This is a genomic window from Streptomyces alboflavus, from assembly GCF_000716675.1.
GTDB classification, from domain to species: Bacteria; Actinomycetota; Actinomycetes; order Streptomycetales; family Streptomycetaceae; genus Streptomyces; species Streptomyces alboflavus.
On sequence record NZ_JNXT01000038.1, the window covers coordinates 169,078 to 186,153 of the forward strand.

Below are 17,076 nucleotides of genomic sequence, written 5' to 3' on the forward strand. Positions count from 1 at the left end.
GGACGTCGTGGTCGGGTGGGGCCCGCGGCACCGGGGCCGATGGGGGTGGGCGCTGCATGGGCAGTCGGGAGAATCCGCTCGATCCGGCGGCGGGTCCGGTGCAGCGGTTCGCGTGCGCGCTGCGCGAGTTGCGGCGGGGCGCGGGGACGCCGACGTACCGGACGATGGCGCGGCGTACGGACTTCTCGGTGACGACGCTGGCCGCCGCGGCGTCCGGCGAGCGGCTGCCGTCGCCCGCGGTGCTCGCCGCGTATGTGCAGGCGTGCGGCGGTGACGTGGCCGAGTGGGAGCGGGCCCGGCGGGCGGCCCACAGGGAGGAGAGCGCCCGGCCGCCCGAGGAGGGCGAGGACACGGCCGACCCGCCCTACCGGGGCCTGGCCCGCTTCGAGATCGACGACAGCGAGCGGTTCTTCGGCCGCGAGCGGCTCACCGACGAGCTGATCCGTCTCGTCCGGGAACACCGGCACGTCATCGTGCTCGGCCCCTCGGGCAGCGGCAAGTCGTCGCTGCTGCGGGCCGGTCTCGTTCCCCGGCTGCGCGGCGCCGACGAGGAGCCGCCGGCCGCGATCCGGATCCTCACGCCCGGGGCGCGGCCCGTGCACGAGCACGGGAAGCTGTTCGTCCCTGCCCCCGGGCCGCGTGAGACCTGGGTGGTCGTGGACCAGTTCGAGGAGGTGTTCACCCTCTGCCGGGACCCGCGGGAGCGGGCCGCGTTCATCGAGCTGCTGCTCGCCGACGGCGACGGGCGACTGCGGGTGGTCCTCGGAGCGCGGGCCGACTTCTACTCCCGCTGTCTGGAGCACCCCGGCCTCGCCGCGGTCGTGCGCGACGCGAGCCTGCCCATCGGCCCGATGACACGGGCCGAGCTGCGCGCGGCCATCGTCCGGCCCGCGGCCGCGGCGGGCCTCGTCGTCGAGCGGGCCCTCACCGCCCGGCTCGTCGAGGAGACCGCCGACGAGCCGGGCGGCCTGCCACTGCTGTCCCACGTCCTCCTTGAGACCTGGCGGCGGCGCCGCGGCCGCACTCTGACCCTGGACGCCCACCTCGCCGCGGGCGGGCTGCGCGGCGCGATCGCGCAGACCGCCGAACGCGTCCACAGCGGGCTCACGCAGGACCAGGCCGAGCTGGCCCGGCGGATCCTGCTGCGGCTCATCACCCCGGGCGAGGGCGCCCAGGACACCCGCAGGCCCGTCGACCGCGCCGAGTTCGACCACGGGGAGCACGGGGACCGCTCGGACACGGACGCGGTGCTCGACCGGCTCGTCAGGGCGCGGCTGCTCACGGTGGACGCCGGTTCCGTCGACCTGGCGCACGAGGCCCTGATCACCGCGTGGCCGCGGCTGCGCACCTGGATCGAGGCCGACCGCGAACGCCTGGTGGCGCACCGGCGCCTGACCGAGGCCGCCGCGCTCTGGGAGGAGCTGGAGCGGGACTCCGGCGCGGTGTACCGGGGCACGCGGCTCAGCGCGGCCGAGGAGCGGTTCTGTGTGCCGGGCGGCCAGGACGACTTCACGGCCGCCGAGCGGGAGTTCCTGGCCGCCGGGCTCGCGGCCCGGGACGCCGAGCGCCGTGCGGCCACCCGCCGGAACCGGTACGTCCGCTATTCCGCGATGGGCCTCGCCGCGCTGCTGCTCCTGGTCACCGGCGTCAGTGTGCTCGCCGTCGACCAGCGCGAGGACGCCGAGCGCGCCCGGCAGCGGGCCACGTCCCGGCAACTGGCCGCGCAGGCCGTCAGCCTGGCGCCGAGCCGTCCGGCCGTCGCGGGGCTCCTCGCCGTCGAGGCGTACCGCACGGCGCCCACGCCCGAGGCCCGCGGCGCCCTCCTGACCATGTCCACCTTCCGCTCCCACCAGGGCGAGCTGACCGGCCACGACGACGCCGTGTCCGAGGTGGCGTTCGCACCCGACGGCACCCTCGCCTCCGTCAGCCGCGACCGCCGGATCATCCTGTGGGACCCTCGACGGCGCACCCGCGAGGCTGTCCTGACGGGACATCACACCTGGCTGCGCACGGTGGCGTTCAGCCCGGACGGCCGCGCCTTCGCCACCGGCGGCGACGACGGCCGGGTACTGCTCTGGGACACCGCCACCCGCAAGCGCCTCGCGGCCGCCGACGGCCACACCGGCCCGGTGAAGTCGCTGGCCTTCAGCCCTGACGGACGCACGCTGGCCACGGCGGGCGTCGACGGCACGGTGGCCCTGTGGGGCCTGGGCGACGGCCGGGCCGACGACCGACCGTCGCGGGACCGGGCGTCACGGGACCGACCGTCGCGGGACCGGGCGTCCCGGGCCCGCACGGCGGTCGACGAGCAGGGCCAGGAGCACCCTGCCCACGCCGCTCCGCCCCGGAGCCGCACGACCCCCAGCCGGCCGGGGCCGGACCGTCCCGCCCGAAACCACCCGGCCGGAAACCAGCCGCCCCAGGAACACACGGCCCAGAACAAGCACGGCCTAGGCCCGCTACCCCAGAGCCACGCGGCCGACCACCCACCGGACCAGCAACGCCGGGGCCAGTACGACCCGGGCCACCACCCCGCCCCCAACCCCCTTCCCCGAGACCTCCTGGCCCCCAGCCACCCGCGCCACGACGCCCCGGCCACCACCCGCTCCACCCGCACCGTCCAAGGCCCGCCTCCCCTAGACCCCGCGTTCCGCAGACGCGACACCCTCCGCGGGCATGCGGGCAGCGTCAACTCCGTCGTGTTCAGCCCCGACGGGCGCACCGTCGCCACCGCCGGGGAGGATCGCGAGGCGATGCTCTGGGACACGGCGAGCGGCAAGCGGCGCGCCAAGCTCTCGGGGCACAAGGACGCGGTCAAGGGCATCGGCTTCAGCCCGGACGGCCGCACCCTCGCCACGGGGTCCGGCGATCACACGGTGATCCTGTGGCACGTCGGCCGCGGCACCCGCGCGGCCACCCTCGCCGGTCACTCCGGTGCCGTCCGGGCGCTCGCGTTCAGCCCGGACGGCCGCACCCTCGCGACCGCCGGGCTCGACCGCACCGTCGTGCTCTGGGACCCGGCGCGCCGCACCCGTACCGCCACGCTGACGGGCCACGGCACGAACGTCTACAGCCTGGCGTTCGCCCCCGGGTCACGGCCGCTGCTCGCGTCGAGCGGCGAGAACGGGGCCATCACCCTGTGGGACCCGTCACGGACCGCCCTGTCCGGCCACCGCGACCGGGTCAACAAGGCCGTGTTCAGCCCGGACGGCCGCACCCTGGCCACGGCGAGCGACGACGGCACCGCCGTGCTCTGGGACCTGCGCCGGGGGATCCGCAGGGCGACGCTCGACGGGCGTACCGGACCGGTCACTTCGGTGGCCTTCAGTCCGGACGGCCGCACCGTCGCCACCGCCACGGGCACCGATGTGCACCCGCCCCGCGCCAAGGACTACACCCTCACCCTCTGGCGCACGGCCGCCCCCGGCCGGCCGCTGGCCCGCCTCACCGGCCACAGCGACCGCGTCCTGGACGTCGCGTTCAGCCCCGACGGCCGGACGGTGGCGACGGCGGGCGCCGACGACACCGTGATGCTCTGGGACCTCGCGCTCCGCGCCCGCCTGGCCGTGCTGCACCAGGGCGCCCGCAGGGGTCGCTCCCCGGCGGACCGCCCGCCGGGCGCCGAGGCCAAGTGGGGTGTCCACGCGGTGGCGTTCAGCCCGGACGGCAGGACCCTCGCCTCGGCGGGGCACGACGGCAGGGCCCTGCTGTGGGACGTGCCGACGCGCACCCGCCGTCTCACGCTGGCCGGGCACACCGGTTCGCTGCGGGCGCTCGCGTTCAGCCCCGACGGCCGTACGCTCGCCACCGCCGCGCTCGACCAGAAGGTCGTCCTGTGGGACACCGCGTCCGGCTCCCGGCGCGCCGCCTTCACGGGCGACTCCTCGGGCCTCGCCGTGGCGTTCAGCCCCGACGGCCGTACGCTGGCCGCGGCCAACGCCGACACCGCCGTCGTGCTGTGGGACCTGCGCGCGCGCCGCCAACTGGCCACCCTCACCGGCCACACCCGGCAGGTGCGCGGCCTCGACTTCAGCCCCGACGGCACCCGCCTCGCCTCCGCGGCCGTCGACGGCAGGGCGGTGCTGTGGAACACCGACGCCGAACGCACCGCGGCGCAGCTGTGCGCGACGCGCCCGCGGGAGCTCTCCGAGCCGGAACGGAACAGGTACGCGGCCCAGGCCGACGTGCACCGCGCCTGCGAGTGACCTCCCGGTCAGGTGTGCCGACGAGCCCGGCCACGTCTGTGGCCGGGTGCCCGGCGCTACCGCCGCCACGGGTCGTCGCTCGCCCGCGGGCCCGTCGTGGCCGGTCGCGCAGTTCCCCGCGCCCCCAACGGGGCACCTCCGCCCAGCACCCGACCACACCCACCGCACCTGCGACTGCCCCGCCCGGGCCCGCCCTCGGCCACGCGCTTCGCTGTGGCTTCCGCCAGAGGTCGTCACTCTCCTGCGGACCGTCGTGGCTGGTCGCGCAGTTCCCCGCGCCCCCAACGGGGCGCGCCCACCCAGCAACCGAGCGCACCCACCGCACCTGCGACTGCCCCCGCCCGGGCCTGTCCCCCGGCCCTCGGCCACGCGCTTCGCTGTGGCTTCCGCCAGGGGCCGTCACTCTCCTGCGGACCGTCGTGGCCGGTCGCGCAGTTCCCCGCGCCCCTACGGGGCGCGCCCGCCGCAGCGGCGACTCCCCAAGCCCCCCACGGGGCACATCCGCTGACGCCGCCCGACGCGCCCCGCGAGAGCCCTCACGTACCGGCCACAGCCACCGGCGCCCCCGTCCGCGCCGACGCGTACGCCGCCGCCACGATCCGCAGTGTGCGCAGCCCACCCTCGCCGTCCGCGACGGCCATGCCGTCGGGGCCGGGGCCGTACAGGAAGGCACGGAGCATCGCCGCGTCCAGGTCGACGCCGAAGGGGAGTTCGAGGGCGCGGCCGTGGCGTTCGCTGTGGCCGTGGACCTTCTGGTCGAAGGCGTCCATCTCCAGGGTGGCGTGCTCGCCGACGAGGGTCATCTCCAGGCCGCCCCAGGCGGGGTGGGAGCGGGGGTGGGACCAGGAGCAGTCGATGGTGGCGACGGTGTCGTTGTCGTACACCACGGTGACGAGGCCGCTGGTCTCGGCGGTCACTTCGCCCTCGTACAGGAGGTTGTTGGTCTGGGCGTAGACCTCCACGGCGTGGGCGGCGAACAGGTCGTCGAGGAGGTCGGCGATGTGGACGGTGTGGTCCATCAGGGCGCCGCCGCCCGCGAGTTCGGGGTCGGCGAACCAGCGGCGGGCGCGGGTCGGCATATGGCCGTTGTTGGCGCCGGACACGGTCAGGACGCGGCCGGTGTCACCGGCGGCGACGGCTCGTTTGACGGCCGCGTACGCGGGGCTGAACCGCACCGGGAAGGCGACCGCGAGCCGCACCCCGGCCGCCCGGCACGCGGCGACCATGGCCTCGCCGTCCGCGACGGTGGTCGCGAGCGGCTTCTCGCAGAGGACGTCGACGCGGTGTGCGGCGGCGAGTTCGACGAGCGGGCGGTGGCGGGCGTTCTCGGAGCAGACGATCACGGCGTCAGGACCCCAGGCGAAGGCGTCCTCGTACGTCTCCGCGTACCGGACGCCGTGGCCCTCGGCGAACGCGCGGCCCCGGGTCTCGCCGGGCGCGGCGAGCGCGGTGTCGGGATCGCTGCCGATGACCTCCACGCCGGGCAGGTCCCGGAGCAGGGTCAGATAGGCCGCCGCGTGGACGTGGGCGAAGGAGAGGACGGCGACCTTCATCGGGTGGGCTCCACGTTCGCGGCGGCCGGGGCGGGGGCCGGGCCGGGTGGTGCCGCCGGGGCGGTGGTCAGTTCGACGGCGCGGCCCGTGCGGCTCGACTCCACGGCTGCGCGCGCGATGCGCACGGCCTCGATACCGTCGCGGGCGCTCACCCGCGGCCGTACCGCCGGGTCGTCCCAGGACGCGGCGAACTCGCGGAGTTCGCTGAGGTAGGGGCTCTCCGTCATGGGGCTCGACGGGATGCCCTCGTTGGCGGCGCGCTCGCCCTGCGCGGTGATGCGGAAGCCGGGCACTGCGGTGGAGTCGTGGCACAGGAGCCCATCGGCGCCCGCGATCCGGAACGTCGTACGGAACCGCTGGTCGGGCAGCCCCCACAGGCCGCTGACGTGGCTGACGGCGCCGGAGGCGTGGGTGAGGACGGCGGTGGCGGTGACGACGCCGGCCGGTGCGCCCGTGGCGTGCTCGACGCCCCGGGTGCGGGCGTGCACGCGCACCACGTCGCCCGCGACCCAGCGGGCGATGTCGATGTCGTGCACCATCAGGTCCATGATCACGCCGCCGGACTGGGCGGGGTCCCCGAACCAGGGCGCCCACTGCGGCCGCGCCCCGCCCCGGGTGAAGCGGAGCACGGCGACGGCACCGAGTTCCGCGCGTACCACGGCGTCCCGCATGGCCGCGTACGCCGGGAAGTAGCGCACCACGTGCGCCGGGTGGAGGCGGACGCCCGCCGCGTCGGCGGCGGCCGCGATGTCCTCGGCGTCGGCGACGGTCAGCGCGAGCGGCTTCTCGCAGACGACGTGCCGTCCCGCGGCGATCGCGGCGAGGGCGAGGTCCTTGTGGGTGGGGGTGGGGGTGCAGATGTCGACGGCGCGGCAGTCGGCGAGGAGTTCGGGAAGCGTGGGCACGGCGGTGACGTCGTGGCCGCGCGCCGCGTACTCGGCGGCGAGCTTCTCCGCCGAGCCGTCCTGGGTGTGGACGCCGACCCGCGCGCCCAGTTCCAGCCAGCCGGGCAGATGCGCGCGGGCGATGCCGCCCGCGCCGAGCAGGCCGATGTGAAGCGGTGGCATGGGGGATCTGGCCTTTCTCTGTACGTCGGGGCTCTGAACATCGGGCTCTGAACGTCGGGGCCCTGAACGTCGGGTCTCTGAAAGTCGGGTTTCTGAAAGTCGGGGTGCCGTCAGCCCTTTGAGCCGCTGAAGGCGACGCTCTGCACGAAGTGCCGCTGCAGGAGGACGTAGACGAGCAGCATCGGCAGGCTCGCGATCAGCGAACCAGCCATCATCACCGGGTAGTTGGTCTCGTACTGCCCCTTGAGGGAGGTCAGGCCCGCACTGATCGGCATGGTCTCAGGGTCGGTGTTGACGACGAGGGGCCACAGCAGGTCGTTCCAGGCGGTCATGGCGGTGATGACGGCGAGCGCGGCGAGCGCGGGCCGGATCAGCGGCAGCATGATCGACCAGAAGATGCGGAAGGAGCCCGCGCCGTCGATGCGCGCGGCCTCCTCCAGCTCCTTGGGCAGCGCGAGGAACGCCTGCCGCAGCAGGAAGGTGCCGAAGGCGCTGAACATGCCGGGGAGGAACAGCGCGGGCGTGGAGTTGAGCAGCCCGAACTGCTGGATGATGTCGTACTGCGGCAGCACGAGCAGCGAGCTCGGCACCATCAGGACGGAGAGGAAGAGCCCGAACAGCAGGTCACGGCCGCGGAACCGCAGGCGCGCGAAGGCGTAGGCGGCGAGCGAGCAGAACACGAGCTGGCCGGCCGTGCGCCCGGCGGTCGCGAGGACGCTGTTGGTGAGCATCTCGCGGAACGGCAGGGCGGTGAAGACCTCGTCGAAACTCGACCAGTTCCAGTCGTCGGGCAGGAACGTGGGCGGGACCCGGGAGACCTCGGCGAGCGACTTGAGCGCGGTGAGGGCCTGCCAGAGGAACGGGAAGACCATCACGACGGCACCGAGCGACAGGACCAGGTGGGTCGCCACGGAGCCCATGTCGAGGCGTCGGCGGTCAGCCATAGTGCACCCACTTCCGCTGGAGCCGGAACTGCAGATAGGTGAGGCCCGCGATGAGCAGCATCAGCAGGAAGGCGAGGGCGGCCGCGGCGCCCTGGGCGTTCTCGATGAACGCCCACTTGTAGAAGAGGCCCACGACCGACTGGGTGTCGCCGACCGCGGGGTTCTTCTCGCCCATCATGATGTAGATCAGGTCGAAGGTCTGCAGGGACTGGATCATGCAGATGACGGAGGCGAAGAACAGCGTGGGGCTGAGCAGCGGCAGCGTGATGGTGAAGAAGCGGCGCAGCGGCCCGGCCCCGTCCAGCTCCGCGGCCTCGTAGTAGTCCCGCGGGATCGCCTTGATGCCGGCCATGAAGATGATCAAGTAGTAGCCGGTGGTCGACCAGACCATGACGGCGCCGATGGCGAGCACGGCCGTGGAGGGGTCGGATACCCAGTAGTGCCGGTCGACCCCGAACCATCCCAGGATCTCGTTCAGAAGCCCGAAGTCGCCGTTGTAGAGCCAGTTCCAGACCAGGCCCACGGCGACAGGCAGCGTCACGAACGGCACGAAGTACAGGGCGCGGTAGACGGCGACGCCGCGCAGCCCGCGCCGGTTGAGGAGCGCGGCCACGACGATGGCGAGGGGCAGCGCGAGCAGCCCGACGCCGCAGTAGATGAGGGTGTTGCCGAGCGCCTGCCAGACGGTGACGTCGCGCAGCACGCGCGCGTAGTTGTCGGTGCCGGTCCAGGTGTGGCCGCCGAAGGGGCCGAACTCGGTGAAGCTGAAGTAGAACGTCTGGATCATCGGCCAGAAGTAGAAGACCGCGAAGCCGATGCCGAGCGGTGCGATGAACCCGTACGCGGCCCGCTGACCGCGCGACGCGGGCCTCGGCGCGGACTTCGGCACCCGGCGGTCGGCCGCCTTCGCGGCGGCCGTGGCGGGAAAGAGACTCATCAGCTCCGCTCCTCCTTCAGGGCCCGGTCCATCTGCTTCCCGAGCGTGCGGGCCGCGTCCTCGATCCCGCCCTTGCCGCTGAACGCGGCGCCGAGAAGGGGGTATTGGAGGTTCTCCCAGACGGCCGTGTTCTTCGAGCTCGGGTACGGGGTGGCGTACTTCTTCATGTCGAGGAAGTGCCTCAGGTCGAACTCCGGCATGGACTTCAGCCAGGCGTCCTGCGTGCCCGCGTAGCTGGAGATCGTGACGCCGGACTCCGCCTGGATCCCGGCGGCCCTGCGGCCCGCCATGAAGTGCACGAACTTCCAGGCGGCGGCCTTCTTGTCGCTCTTCGCGGAGATCACGTTGGCGAGGCCGTGGATGACGGTGGCCCGCTCGCGGCCCCTGGGCAGCGCGGTGACCCCGCCGTGGTCCTTCAGGGCGGGCACCGCGTACATCTGCCCGGCCATCGCGGACAGGTCGTGCACCATGGCCGCCTTCTCCGACCAGTAGCGCACCCGGGCGGTGCTCTCCACCATGGCGCTCTGCGGCGGCGACCAGCCGCGGTCGATCATGTCGGTGAGGAAGCGCAGCCCCTCGACGGAACGTTCGTCACCGAACCCGGAGCGGCCGTCGCGCAGCACATGGCCACCCGCGCCGAAGATGGCGGGGTAGAGCACGAACTGGCGGTGCATCTCGGAGCAGAAGCCGTGCACACGCTGCCGCGGATTCGTGAGTTCGGCGGCGGCGTCCCGCAGGTCGTCCCAGGTCCAGGTGGTGTCGGGGTACTTGATGCCCGCCTTGTCGAAGAGGGCCTTGTTGTACCAGAGGCCGACGGTGTCGAAGTCCTTCGGCAGGCCGTACTGGACGCCGTCGTAGGAGTAGAGCCGCACGAGCTGCTCGGGGTGGCGGTCGACCGGGGTGCGGTCGTTGTCGATGTGCTCGGACAGCGGCTCCAGGACGTCGTGGGCCGCGTACAGCTGGAAGTTGACGGCGTTCATCCAGAACACGTCGGGGGCGGTGCCGCCGCGCATCGAGGTCTTCAGGGTGGTCCAGTAGCTCGCCCACGGGGTCAGCTCGATGCGCACCGAGATGTCCGGGTGCTCCTCCTCGAACGCCGCGATGATCTTCTTCATGCCCGGGACCTGGGCGGGGTCCCACATGCCGTACGAGACGGTGGTGCGGCCGCCGCCGTCGGCGCCGCCGCCCTCGTCCGAGCAGGCGGCGAGCACCGGGGCAGACGCCGCGGCCAGGCCTGAGCAGAGGAGGGTCCTCCTGCGCATCACGCGCCTCCGCTGGTGTTGGGGGTGGGTGGGTCTCCGGGGATCGGGCCAACGGGTCCTGCCGGGCACGGGCGCCCGGCGGGCGGTCAGCCGACGGGGTCGGCGAGGAGTTCCTCCTCGACGCGGTCGAGTGCCTTGCGCACCGCGCCGAGGGCGACGCCGCGCTCACCGAGGGAACTCAGCGCGATCCGGGGCACGTGCAGCGTAAGGGGCCGCAGCCGCTCCTCCAGGAGCGGCACGAGGTGGGCGCCGAGGGGAGTGGCGCCGCCGGTGAGGACGACGAGTTCGGGGTCGAGGGCGAGGGCGAGGGCGGCGATGCCGGGGGTGATGCGGTCGGCGAAGTCCGCTATGGCGTCGAGGGCGCGCGGGTCCTCGGCGTCGGCCGCGCGGGCGAGCGCGGCCACCTCGGACTCGCCGTCGCGCAGCCCGTCCTTCCAGGTGAGGGCTTCATGCGCGCTGTCCATGCCGAGCAGCGGAAGCAGGCCGAGTTCGCCCGCGCCGCCCCGGCCGCCGCGGTGCAGCTGCCCGCCGATGGTGATGCTGCAGGCGACGCGGTGCCCGGTCAGGACGCAGACCACGTCTCCGGCGAGGGTCGCTGCGCCCTGCCAGCGCTCGGCGAGCACCGCGAGGTTCACGTCGTTCTCGACGAGGGTGTGGCCGCTCTCGCCGTCGGCGAGGAGCCGGCCGAGGTCGACGCCGGACCACTCGGGCACCACGACGGAGGTGATGTGGCCGCTCGCGTCCACCACGCCGGGCACGCCGACGCAGCGGGCGAGGACGAGGTCGCGGCGGACGGTGTGGGTGTCGAGGAAGGCGTCGAGGCCGTCCTGGAGGAGGGCGAGGCGGGGGCCGCCGCCCAGCTCCGGGTCGACGTCGGCGCGTTCGACGGCGATGACGTTGCCGCCGAGGTCGGTGAGGAGCAGCACCATCTTGTGCAGGCCGATGTCGGCCCCGAGCACGTACCCGGACTCGCCCCGGAACCGGAACCGCCGCGCGGGGCGCCCCCGCACCCGCTCCCCCGCGTCGGCCTCGGTGACCCACCCCTGCGCGGTGAGCTCCTCCAGGGCCGCGTCCACGGTGGGCCGGGACAGGCCGGTGCCCGCGGCGAGTTCGGCGAGGGTCTGGGGGCTGCGGCGGTGCAGGGCGCGCAGGACGACGGTGGTGTTGAGTCGGCGCAGGGCGGCCAGGTCGTGGCCGCGCGTCCGTTTTCGCATCAGTTCTGCACCCCGGAAGAAGTGGTGAGGCAGCCCGACAGCGGCCCCGTTGAGGGGCCCTGGCCGAACTCCTGTCGAGATTCGGTAGGAGAGTTTCATAAAGCGAAGCCGCCGGGAAGCCCTCACGCACGGCTGATTCCCTTACGGTCACGGTCTCATCGCCCGTACGGTCAAGGGCCGCTGCCCGTACGGTCACCGACCCGATGCCGACACGGCCCCGGACGCCTGCCGGTACGGTCACCGACGCCTGCCGTCCGGCCATGGACGCCCGCCCGCTACCGTCTCCTGGCCGGGCCCCGCACCGCCCGAACAGCCGCCCCCGACCGAGGAGTTGCCCCATGACCGCAGTCCCGCCCGCCTCCGCAGACCTCGACACCGGCACCCCGCACCCGGCCCGCGTCTACGACTGGTTCCTCGGCGGTTCGGACCACTACGCGGCGGACGCGGAGCTCGGGCAGCAGCTGGTCGCGCTGGACGCGAGCACCAAGTACTGCGCCCAGCACAACCGTTGGTTCATGCAGCGCGCCACCCGCCATCTCGCGGGCACGGCCGGAATACGCCAGTTCCTCGACCTCGGCAGCGGCATACCGACCGAGCCGAACCTGCACCGCGTCGCGCAGTCCGCCGCGCCCGGCGCGCGCGTCGTGTACGTGGACAACGACCCGATCGTCCTCGCGCACGCCGAGCCGCTGCTGGCCGGGACCGACGCGGGCGCGAGCACCTTCCTCCAGGCGGACGTCCGCGAGCCCGACCGGATCCTGGAACTCGCCGCGTCCGTCCTGGACTTCGACGAGCCGGTCGCCCTCTCCCTGATCGCCCTCCTGCACTTCGTCAGCGACGAGGACGGGGCGCGGGAGATCGTCGCCCGCCTCGTCGACGCCCTCGCGCCCGGCAGCCACCTGGTCCTTTCGCAGATGGCGGGCGACTGGGACACCGAACGCACCGACCGCGCCGTGCAGATGTACAAGGCGGGCGGCGTCACCCTCGTCCCCCGCTCCCGCGAGGAGGTGCTGCGCCTCTTCGACGGCTTCGACCTCCTGGAGCCCGGCCTGGTGTGGCCGCCGGACTGGCGCCCGGAGCTGGGCGTGGCGGAGGTGCGGGACGGGACGGAGGTGCCGTTGTACGCGGGGGTGGGGCGGAAGCGGTAGGGAGGGCAGGGCGAAACCCCTCCCGCCCCCTTTTAGTCTCCTTGACGATAAGCACGTTGAACCAATATCGTCGGGGTGACGAAAAACGGGAGGGGTTCCACCATGGCCGACATCACCCGGCGCCTGGGCCTGCGTCATCTGCGGTCCGCGCCGACCGCCCACATCCGCCACCACAGGAACGGCAAGCTCGCCCACGACGGGCCCGGGCTCAGCTTCTGGTTCCGGCCGCTGAGCGCCGCGCTGTCCGAAGTGCCCGTGGACGACCGCGAGTTGGCGGTGGCGTTCCACGCGCGCACCGCCGACTTCCAGGACGTCACGGTCCAGGCCGCCGTCACCTACCGCATCAGCGACCCGGCGGCGGCCGCCGCCCGCCTGGACTTCTCCGTCGACCCCGACACCGGGGTCTGGCGGTCCGCTCCCCTGGAGCAACTGTCCACGCTGCTCACCGAGTCGGCCCAGCAGCACGCCCTGGACGTCCTCGCCCGGATGCCGCTCTCGGCCGCGCTCGCCGAGGGCGTCGCGGCGGTACGGGACCGGGTCCGTACGGGCCTCGGCGCGGAGCCGCGGCTGCCCGCCACCGGCATCGAGGTGGTCGCCGTGCGCGTCGTGGCGATCCGGCCCGAGCCCGAGGTGGAGCGCGCGCTGCGCACCCCGGCCCGCGAGCGCATCCAGCAGGACGCGGACAGCGCCACGTTCGAGCGCCGGGCCGTGGCCGTGGAGCGCGAGCGCGCCATCGCCGAGAACGAGCTGGCAAGCCGCATCGAACTCGCCCGCCAGGAGGAGGAGTTGGTGGCCAGGCGCGGCACCAACGCGCGCCGCGAGGCCGAGGAGAAGGCCGCCGCGGACGCCGTGCGCACCGAGGCCGAGGCCGCCCGCACGGTGGCGCTCGCCCGGGCCGAGGCGGAGGCGGCCCGCACCGTCGGCGAGGCGCGCGCCGCTGCGCAGCGGTCCTGGCTGACGGCCCACGCGAGCGCCGACCCGGCGACCCTGCACGCCTTGGCAGCGGCACGGCTCGCCGAGAACGTGCCGCGCATCGAGAGCCTGACGCTGACGCCGGACGTGGTGACGGGGCTGTTGGGGAGGCTGGGGCGTGGTGGGGGTGCGGGGGCCGGGGCTGGTGCGGGCGCCGAGGAGGGTGCGGCTGCGGACGCGGGTGCCGGTGGTGGTCCGGGCGCGGGAGCCGGGGCCGACCCGAGCGCGCGCGGCAGTCGTCGCGGCGCACACGGCGGCGACGGCCCGGACGAAGGACGGCGGTCATGACGCTCGCCCCGCGCGCCGTCCTCGTCCACCGCACCACCGAGTACGAGGAGTTGATCGCCCGGCACGGCACGCACGGGCAGGCCGCGTTCTTCCTGTCCTCGCGCGGCCGGGAGATCGACGAGGTGGCCGGGCGGCACCGGCGGGCGCAGCGGGCGCTCGCCGACGTGGCGGCCGCGGTGCCGCTCCGGTGGCGGACGGCGCGGGTGGAGCGGGCCGATCTGGACCGGTTCCTGTTCGGCCCGGAGGACGTGGTGGTCGTGGTGGGGCAGGACGGGCTCGTGGCCAACGCCGCCAAGTACCTGTCGGGGCAGCCCGTCGTGGGCGTCGACACCGAGCCGGGGCGCAACCCCGGTGTGCTGGTGCGGCACCGGGCGTCGGACGCGGCGAAGCTCCTTCCGCACGCGGCGGCGGGTGCGGCCGGGGCCGACGAACTCACCATGGTCGAGGCGGTGACCGACGACGGCCAGCGGCTGAGCGCGCTCAACGAGATCTACGTCGGCGCCGCCGGGCACCAGACGGCCCGCTACCGCCTCAGCTCCGGCGCGGCCCCCGAGGGCGCGGAGGCACAGGCGTCCTCCGGGGTGGTGGTCGGCACCGGCACGGGCGCCACCGGCTGGCTGGGGTCACTGCGGCGGCAGGCCGGGGGCGGCCCGCGCCCGCCGGAGCCGCACGAGGCGCGCCTGCTGTGGTTCGTACGGGAGGCCTGGCCGTCCCCCACGACCGGCACCTCCCTGGTACACGGCGAACTGATCGCGGACCAACGCCTGTGGCTCACCGCCGAGTCGGACCACCTGGTGGCCTTCGGCGACGGCATGGAGTCCGACGCCCTCGGCCTCGGCTGGGGGCAGAGCGTGCGGGTGGGGGTGGCAAAGGGGGCGCTGCGGCTGGTGGGCTGAGGGCGCGGGCACCCCCGCCCAGGCCGTCCGACCAGGGGATTGCAGGTTTACCCAAGCCTCTTCCGGCTTCATGGACGCATCGTGGCGCTTCCGGGGCAGCGCGCACGGCCTGACGCCCCGCCACCTGGTCCACCCGCGGCGGAAGGCAGGGACGAGTGATCGAGGCATCCTTCACGACCGAGAGTCTGCCGCCGGAGGACCGGTTCGCGTGCTGGCACGAGCTGGCGAGCCGCGTCGTCGTTCCCACGCACGTGCGCTGTGACGACGAGGCCGGCTTCCGGGCCACGGCGCTGACGCGGGGCTCGCACACCCTCCAGGGGACGACGTCCACGGTGCGGTCGTTCCACGCGGAGCGGACCCAGAAGCTCGTCCGCAAGTCGGATCCGGAGCAGTACGTGCTCGACATCACGCGCACCGGTGTCTCCGCGGTCGGCCAAGGCAGCCAGGAGACCCTTCTCAGGGCCGGTGACGTGGTCCTCATCGACTCCTCACTGCCGTTCCGTGCGCGGCACACGACCGGCACCCACGAGGGCCTCGTCCTCCCCAAGAGCCTGCTGCCGTTCCCACCGCAGGACGTGGCACCCCTGCTGGCCCGGCGACTGCCCGGGAGCACGGGCATCGGCGCGGTCCTCATCCACTGTGTGCACGAGGCCCTCAGCGCGGGCTCCCGCTACCGGGACATCGAATTCATCCGCCTCCTCGACACCGCCCTGGAACTGCTGGTCACCTTGCTGGCCCATGAACTCCACACCCTGCACGCCCTCCCACCAGAGAGCCACCAACAGGCCCTGCTCGCCCGGGTCCAGTCCTTCATCCACCACCACCTGGGCGACCCGGAGCTCTCCCCGCAGACCGTCGCCGACGCCCACCACATCTCCCTGCGCCACCTCCAGCAGGTCCTCGCCGCCGCGGGCACGGCTCCCGCGGCCCTGATCCGGCGCAAGCGACTCCAGCAGTGCCATCGGGCCCTGATGGACCCGGGGCAGAGCGGACGCACCATCCGGACCATCGCCGCCCGCTGGGGCTTCGCGAGCCAGGCCCACTTCACCCGGCTCTTCCGCGCGGCCTACGGCGTACCCCCCGGAGAGTTCCGGGCCTCCCACAGCCCTCCCGCGCGCGAGACGGCGAGCGCCGTGCGCGACTAGCCGCCGACAGCGTGGCGCAGGGGCCTACGCCCCGACGAAGATCGCAGGTGGGGGCCGGTGCGGAGGGCTTCGGCGGGTAGGGCAGGATGGGCGGCCGTGTCATCGCGCACGGGAGCGAACCGGCCGATCATGGGAGCGTATTGATGGACCGAGCCCTCACTCTGCACGACTGGACAGTCGCCGGCATCGCGGTGTTCTGCGGGCTCGCCGCGGCCCTGCTGTCGCGGACGACGCTGCGCTGGCTCGGGGAGCGGGCGAGCCGTACGCGGTGGGGCGGGGACGACGTCATCGTCGACGCCGCCCGCGCGCTCGTGCCGTGTGCGGCGGTCGCGGGCGGGATCGCCGCGGCGGCGGCCGCGCTGCCGCTGACGCCGCGTACCGGACGTACCGTCACCCTCGTCCTGTCGGCGCTGCTCATCCTGGCGGCCACGGTCACGGCGGCCCGGATCGTCGCGGGGCTCGTCAAGTCGCTCGCGCAGTCGCGCTCCGGCGTGGCCGGCTCGGCGACCATATTCGTGAACATCAGCCGGGTCGTGGTGCTCGCGATCGGCTGTCTGGTGGTGCTGCAGACGCTGGGCGTCTCCATCGCGCCGCTCCTGACCGCGCTCGGCGTGGGCGGTCTCGCGGTCGCGCTCGCCCTCCAGGACACCCTCGCGAACCTGTTCGCGGGCGTGCACATCCTCGCCGCGAAAACCGTGCAGCCGGGCGACTACATCGAGCTGACCAGCGGCGAGGAGGGCTACGTCGTCGACATCAACTGGCGCAACACCTCGGTGCGCAACCTCTCCAACAACCTGGTCATCATCCCCAACGCCAAGCTCGCGGGCACCAACATGACCAACTACAGCCGCCCCGAGCAGGAGTTGTCGATCATGGTGCAGGCGGGCGTCGGCTACGACGCCGACCTCGACCGGGTCGAGCAGGTCACCGTCGAGGTCGTCGACGAGGTGATGAAGGACATCACCGGGGCCGTCCCCGACCACGAGGCCGCCATCCGCTTCCACACGTTCGGTGACTCCCGGATCGGTTTCACGGTGATCCTGGGCGTGGGTGAGTTCAGCGACCAGTACCGGATCAAGCACGAGTTCATCAAGCGGCTGCACCGGCGCTACCGCGCCGAGGGCATCCCCGTCCCCGCGCCCACCCGGACCGTGACCGTACGGCAGGGCGAGCTTCCCGTGGTGATCCCGCACCAGCGGGACGCGGCGGCGGGCTGACCGGTCCGCGCAGATCGGCCCACCCGGAACGGCGTCTTGCAGAAAGCCCTTGTATAAGGGGGTTTTGGGGGGCCGCGAACGCCCCGTAGGGGAGCAAATCCGGTCGCATATGACGAGTGCGCATGACCGGCACCAAGAGGGAGCGGCGCTCCTGCCCGCCGTACGCGGGCCCGCCGCCGTTCCGCTCGTTGCAGTGTTCGGCTATTTCCGGCCGAGTACCAAAAGTAG

Annotated in this window: 11 protein-coding genes and 1 pseudogene; 6 read left to right on the forward strand and 6 right to left on the reverse strand. The window is 73.7% G+C overall.

Going from position 1 to position 17,076, the window contains the following annotated elements; all coding sequences use genetic code 11:
* The first annotated feature begins 56 nt into the window (after window positions 1-56).
* The gene (locus tag OO63_RS47415) at window positions 57-4,205 is read left to right on the forward strand and encodes an nSTAND1 domain-containing NTPase (protein WP_158798887.1); all 4,149 of its coding nucleotides are present in this window, start codon (window positions 57-59) and stop codon (window positions 4,203-4,205) included.
* Between the two features lie 536 nt (window positions 4,206-4,741).
* Here the strand turns inward: OO63_RS47415 and OO63_RS26100 are convergent.
* From OO63_RS26100 to OO63_RS26125, 6 genes are all read right to left on the reverse strand, one after another.
* Window positions 4,742-5,758, reverse strand: a complete 1,017-nt coding sequence (locus OO63_RS26100) for a Gfo/Idh/MocA family protein (RefSeq protein WP_030357134.1) — start codon at window positions 5,756-5,758, stop codon at window positions 4,742-4,744.
* Window positions 5,755-6,825 (reverse strand): Gfo/Idh/MocA family protein, encoded by a 1,071-nt coding sequence (locus OO63_RS26105; protein WP_063750458.1) that lies wholly within the window; start codon window positions 6,823-6,825, stop codon window positions 5,755-5,757. Before OO63_RS26105 ends, OO63_RS26100 begins: the two co-directional genes overlap by 4 nt.
* A 110-nt stretch (window positions 6,826-6,935) precedes the next feature.
* Window positions 6,936-7,769: a carbohydrate ABC transporter permease gene (locus tag OO63_RS26110; RefSeq protein WP_030357132.1), complete on the reverse strand. Its 834-nt coding sequence runs from the start codon at window positions 7,767-7,769 to the stop codon at window positions 6,936-6,938.
* On the reverse strand, window positions 7,762-8,706 hold the full coding sequence (locus OO63_RS26115; protein ID WP_030357131.1) for a carbohydrate ABC transporter permease: 945 nt from the start codon (window positions 8,704-8,706) through the stop codon (window positions 7,762-7,764). The genes OO63_RS26110 and OO63_RS26115 overlap by 8 nt, the downstream gene beginning before the upstream one ends.
* Window positions 8,706-9,968, reverse strand: a complete 1,263-nt coding sequence (locus tag OO63_RS26120) for an ABC transporter substrate-binding protein (RefSeq protein WP_030357130.1) — start codon at window positions 9,966-9,968, stop codon at window positions 8,706-8,708. The genes OO63_RS26115 and OO63_RS26120 overlap by 1 nt, the downstream gene beginning before the upstream one ends.
* A gap of 86 nt (window positions 9,969-10,054) precedes the next feature.
* Window positions 10,055-11,182 (reverse strand): ROK family transcriptional regulator, encoded by a 1,128-nt coding sequence (locus OO63_RS26125; protein ID WP_030357129.1) that lies wholly within the window; start codon window positions 11,180-11,182, stop codon window positions 10,055-10,057.
* Window positions 11,183-11,520: 338 nt separating this feature from the next.
* Here OO63_RS26125 and OO63_RS26130 point away from each other — a divergent pair, with 338 nt between their 5' ends.
* The 5 genes and pseudogenes from OO63_RS26130 (at window position 11,521) to OO63_RS26150 (ending at window position 16,848) form a co-directional block, all read left to right on the forward strand.
* Window positions 11,521-12,330 (forward strand): SAM-dependent methyltransferase, encoded by an 810-nt coding sequence (locus OO63_RS26130; protein WP_030357128.1) that lies wholly within the window; start codon window positions 11,521-11,523, stop codon window positions 12,328-12,330.
* 102 nt (window positions 12,331-12,432) lie between these two features.
* Window positions 12,433-13,440: pseudogene (locus OO63_RS26135) on the forward strand (SPFH domain-containing protein); the annotation flags it as partial.
* A 146-nt stretch (window positions 13,441-13,586) separates the two neighbouring features.
* Complete coding sequence (locus OO63_RS26140) at window positions 13,587-14,486, forward strand: NAD(+)/NADH kinase (RefSeq protein WP_030357126.1); 900 nt, start codon at window positions 13,587-13,589, stop codon at window positions 14,484-14,486.
* Between the two features lie 155 nt (window positions 14,487-14,641).
* Entirely contained in the window at window positions 14,642-15,631 is a 990-nt protein-coding gene (locus OO63_RS26145; RefSeq protein ID WP_051811204.1) for a helix-turn-helix domain-containing protein, read from the forward strand.
* 143 nt (window positions 15,632-15,774) lie between these two features.
* Window positions 15,775-16,848, forward strand: coding sequence for a mechanosensitive ion channel family protein (locus tag OO63_RS26150; protein WP_030357124.1), 1,074 nt, complete (start codon window positions 15,775-15,777; stop codon window positions 16,846-16,848).
* Window positions 16,849-17,076 lie beyond the last annotated feature (228 nt).